This window comes from Pseudomonas sp. RA_15y_Pfl2_54 (assembly GCF_963971015.1).
In the GTDB taxonomy this organism is placed as follows: domain Bacteria; phylum Pseudomonadota; class Gammaproteobacteria; order Pseudomonadales; family Pseudomonadaceae; genus Aquipseudomonas; species Aquipseudomonas baetica_A.
In genome coordinates this window covers 1-3,091 of sequence record NZ_CAXAPN010000073.1, presented here as the reverse complement: position 1 = coordinate 3,091, position 3,091 = coordinate 1, and the positions used below count along the sequence as shown (strand labels likewise).

The window sequence follows — 3,091 nt, the reverse complement described above, 5'->3', positions numbered from 1 at the left end:
CAACGTGAGCGTAGTGACGGATCAGCGAGTTGTACTCAACGTGCGCGGTGTTGATGGTGATACCGCGAGCTTTTTCTTCTGGAGCGCTGTCGATCTTGTCGAATTCAACTACGGCCGAACCGAAAACCTCGGAGCAGACACGAGTCAGAGCAGCGGTCAGAGTGGTTTTACCGTGGTCAACGTGACCGATGGTCCCTACGTTAACATGGGGCAGGGAACGATCAAATTTTTCCTTAGCCATCGATATCACCCTCAAACAGAAGAATTAGACAAACAACATCAACCATTAAAACAAAGGCAGATATTTTCATATCTGCCTTGCTATATGGAGCTCTTGAGCGGATTTGAACCGCTGACCTCACCCTTACCAAGGGTGTGCTCTACCAACTGAGCTACAAGAGCGAAACACTTTGCACAACCTGCAAGCTTGGAGCGGGTAGCGGGAATCGAACCCGCATCATCAGCTTGGAAGGCTGAGGTTCTACCACTAAACTATACCCGCAGAGCCTGCAGCTCACGCTTAAATCTGGTGGAGGGAGAAGGATTCGAACCTTCGAAGTCGTAGACGTCAGATTTACAGTCTGATCCCTTTGGCCGCTCGGGAACCCCTCCTAATCAGGCCGGCATTTTATACTATGCCAAACCCCTGTCAAGCATTTTCTCATTTAAAAACTTGAGGTTAGCTGCATTGACACCACTCCTTCATGACCACCTCTTCAGGTCTTCACTGTGGAGCGGGCGCCATTCTATGCAAACTATTCAGCAGGCGCAACCCCTTCGCACAGCATTATTTTATGTTTTAACTCATTGAATTCCTTGGAAAGGTTTTGCAACTGATCAGCACCCAACAATCGCTGACCTTCAGGTGAGATACGCAGCCAGTATCCTGTTGCCGGACGCTCGTCAGGCAACGGCGAAGCCTTGATATCCATCTCCGCCAAACGGCGCCCCAACGCTTCAACCAAATCCTGACGAGCAAATCCCCCCAAATAAAGACAGCGCTCCTCAAAGCGCACACCAGCATTCTCTCGAGAAGCATCCAGACTCTCGCTGAGCAAACGAATGTCATGCTGGGGGCCTTTATACAAACTCAGAGGGGTGACATCTTTTGCACGCAAAGGTGCTTCCTGCTGATGCCAGACGTAATAGAAAACATTGAGAACAAGGAACAGCAGGAACAACCAACGCATACAGACCTCAGGACAAAGGACACGCCATAGCCAAGCCCACGAACACCAGGTCAGGAACAACCCTGGCCTCTGGGACAACATCTGCTATTAATACGGCATCCCCCCCTGTAAGAAATACAGTGAAACTCTCCCCCCAATAGGCTCGTGCCATTTCCATCTGAGTGAGCACGAACCCTTTGAGCATTAGAGAGCAACCGCGCTCCACCGCCTCAACAGTGCTCCGACCGGGAGCCTGGCTTGTCAATGCACGCTCAGCCGCGAGATCACCGTATCGTATCTTTCGTGTATGGGTGCGCAACTGGTTACGCATCAACGGCATGCCAGGACAAATAAAGCCCCCGAGATGCTCTCCATCTTCCGCGATGAAGTCCGCCGTTACCGCCGTGCCAAAATCCAGCACCAGACATGCACCTTCAGCTAAGTGGAATCCGCCGAGCATCGCTAACCAACGATCAAGCCCCAAGCGCTCGTAGTCCTCATAACCGTTTCTAACACCAGACATTTCACGAGCTGGCTCTGCACATACAACTGTCAGATCGAAATCCCGCCGAAGCATTTCGATTAACGCTCCCGTCTCCTCGAGAGTACGAACACTAACAAGACGGCATTTGCTTAGCGACAATCCAGCTAGAGCAAATAGACCATCACGCAGAGCCTGATCCGAGTCAACCACCCCCTCTGCGATCAAAACAGCAGCCTCGGCACTCAGCACGCGCCACTTTATGAAGCTGTTGCCACAATCAAGCTCAAGAATCATCACGCAACCTCAGGCTGAGCTCGCCACCGCTAAAGACCTTTTCCACACCACTCACCTGCAAACGCAGCGCGCCTTGGCTATCAATCCCCAGCACAACACCATCAACCTGGCTGACACCAGCAATCAACGACACTGATCGCTCCTGCCACAAATGGTTTTCCTCCCATTCTGCCTGGAGAACTGAAAAACCACCGACCTGCTGACGCTGTATATATGACTGCAACTGTTCGCTTAACTCGAAAACCAGAACGTTACGATCGCAAGTTGTACCAGATTCAAGTCGCATGGAAGTCCATTGCTGATCAACCTCCTCTGCAACCTGCATATTTACGTTAATACCTATACCTAGTACCACGTGACACACATCAGCCGGATCCCCAACCAACTCCAGCAAAATACCGGCAATTTTCTTATTGCCGACGAGAACATCGTTAGGCCACTTCAAACCTGCGCCAGTGACGCCGAGCTTTTGCAGGGTTCGCATGACTGCCAACCCAACAACAAGACTCAAGCCCTCAAGCTGGCGCATCCCACCATCAATTCGCAGAACGAGACTGTAATAAAGGTTTTCGGCAAACGGGCTAACCCACTTGCGCCCTCTACGCCCACGTCCAGATATCTGTCGCTCGGCAAGCACTAAAAATGGCGCTGCCTGCCCCCGGCCAATGGCGCGCAAAGCCTCAGCATTAGTCGAGTCGATAGAATCAAAAACCGCAATTGGCCAACTCTCTTTCATCCGCGCCACTTTAAGAGGATCGATCAACACAAGCGGCGCAGCCAACTGATAACCTCGCCCCCGAACCTTGTGAATGGACAGCCCAAGCTCAGCCTCCAAGTGCTGAAGCTGCTTCCATACCGCACTTCGACTAATTCCTAAGGCGGCGCCTAGGTCCTGACCAGAATGGAATCGCCCATCCTTCAGAAGATTCAACAACGTCAGCATGTAGGTCTCGCCTCACAGTGAGGCCCGAATAATAGCCATGCGCCGGGCCGTTGCATAGAAAACAAGCAGACACATTTCCTGCGGGCAAAACAAAACCCCAACTGCTTTCGCAATTGGGGTTTCGGAATTTAATCTTGACGATGACCTACTCTCACATGGGGAAACCCCACACTACCATCGGCGATGCATCGTTTCACTGCT

At 51.7% G+C, this 3,091-nt stretch carries 4 protein-coding genes and 3 tRNA genes; all 7 read right to left on the bottom strand.

Features of this window, described 5'->3' with window-relative positions; translation table 11 throughout:
- Window positions 1–241: GTP-binding protein (locus tag AACY50_RS28450; protein WP_339434213.1), on the bottom strand; the 241-nt coding region annotated here is incomplete at its 3' end.
- A gap of 85 nt (window positions 242–326) precedes the next feature.
- A tRNA-Thr gene (locus tag AACY50_RS28445) sits at window positions 327–402 on the bottom strand.
- Between the two features lie 26 nt (window positions 403–428).
- Window positions 429–502: transfer RNA gene (locus AACY50_RS28440), tRNA-Gly, on the bottom strand.
- Between the two features lie 25 nt (window positions 503–527).
- Window positions 528–612, bottom strand: a tRNA-Tyr gene (locus tag AACY50_RS28435).
- A gap of 143 nt (window positions 613–755) precedes the next feature.
- The gene (locus tag AACY50_RS28430) at window positions 756–1,190 is read right to left on the bottom strand and encodes a hypothetical protein (RefSeq protein WP_339434341.1); all 435 of its coding nucleotides are present in this window, start codon (window positions 1,188–1,190) and stop codon (window positions 756–758) included.
- A gap of 7 nt (window positions 1,191–1,197) precedes the next feature.
- Window positions 1,198–1,947: a pantothenate kinase gene (locus AACY50_RS28425; RefSeq protein ID WP_339434340.1), complete on the bottom strand. Its 750-nt coding sequence runs from the start codon at window positions 1,945–1,947 to the stop codon at window positions 1,198–1,200.
- Window positions 1,937–2,890 carry a bifunctional biotin--[acetyl-CoA-carboxylase] ligase/biotin operon repressor BirA gene (gene birA, locus AACY50_RS28420; protein ID WP_339434339.1) on the bottom strand — a complete coding sequence of 318 codons (954 nt, stop codon included), beginning with the start codon at window positions 2,888–2,890 and terminating at the stop codon, window positions 1,937–1,939. The genes AACY50_RS28425 and birA overlap by 11 nt, the downstream gene beginning before the upstream one ends.
- Window positions 2,891–3,091 lie beyond the last annotated feature (201 nt).

Excerpts from the sequence above, each read along its gene's own strand:
- birA (WP_339434339.1), bottom strand. The coding sequence starts at position 2,890 with ATGCTGACGTTGTTGAATCTTCTGAAGGATGGGCGATTCCATTCTGGT.
- AACY50_RS28430 (WP_339434341.1), bottom strand. The coding sequence starts at position 1,190 with ATGCGTTGGTTGTTCCTGCTGTTCCTTGTTCTCAATGTTTTCTATTAC.
- AACY50_RS28425 (WP_339434340.1), bottom strand. The coding sequence starts at position 1,947 with ATGATTCTTGAGCTTGATTGTGGCAACAGCTTCATAAAGTGGCGCGTG.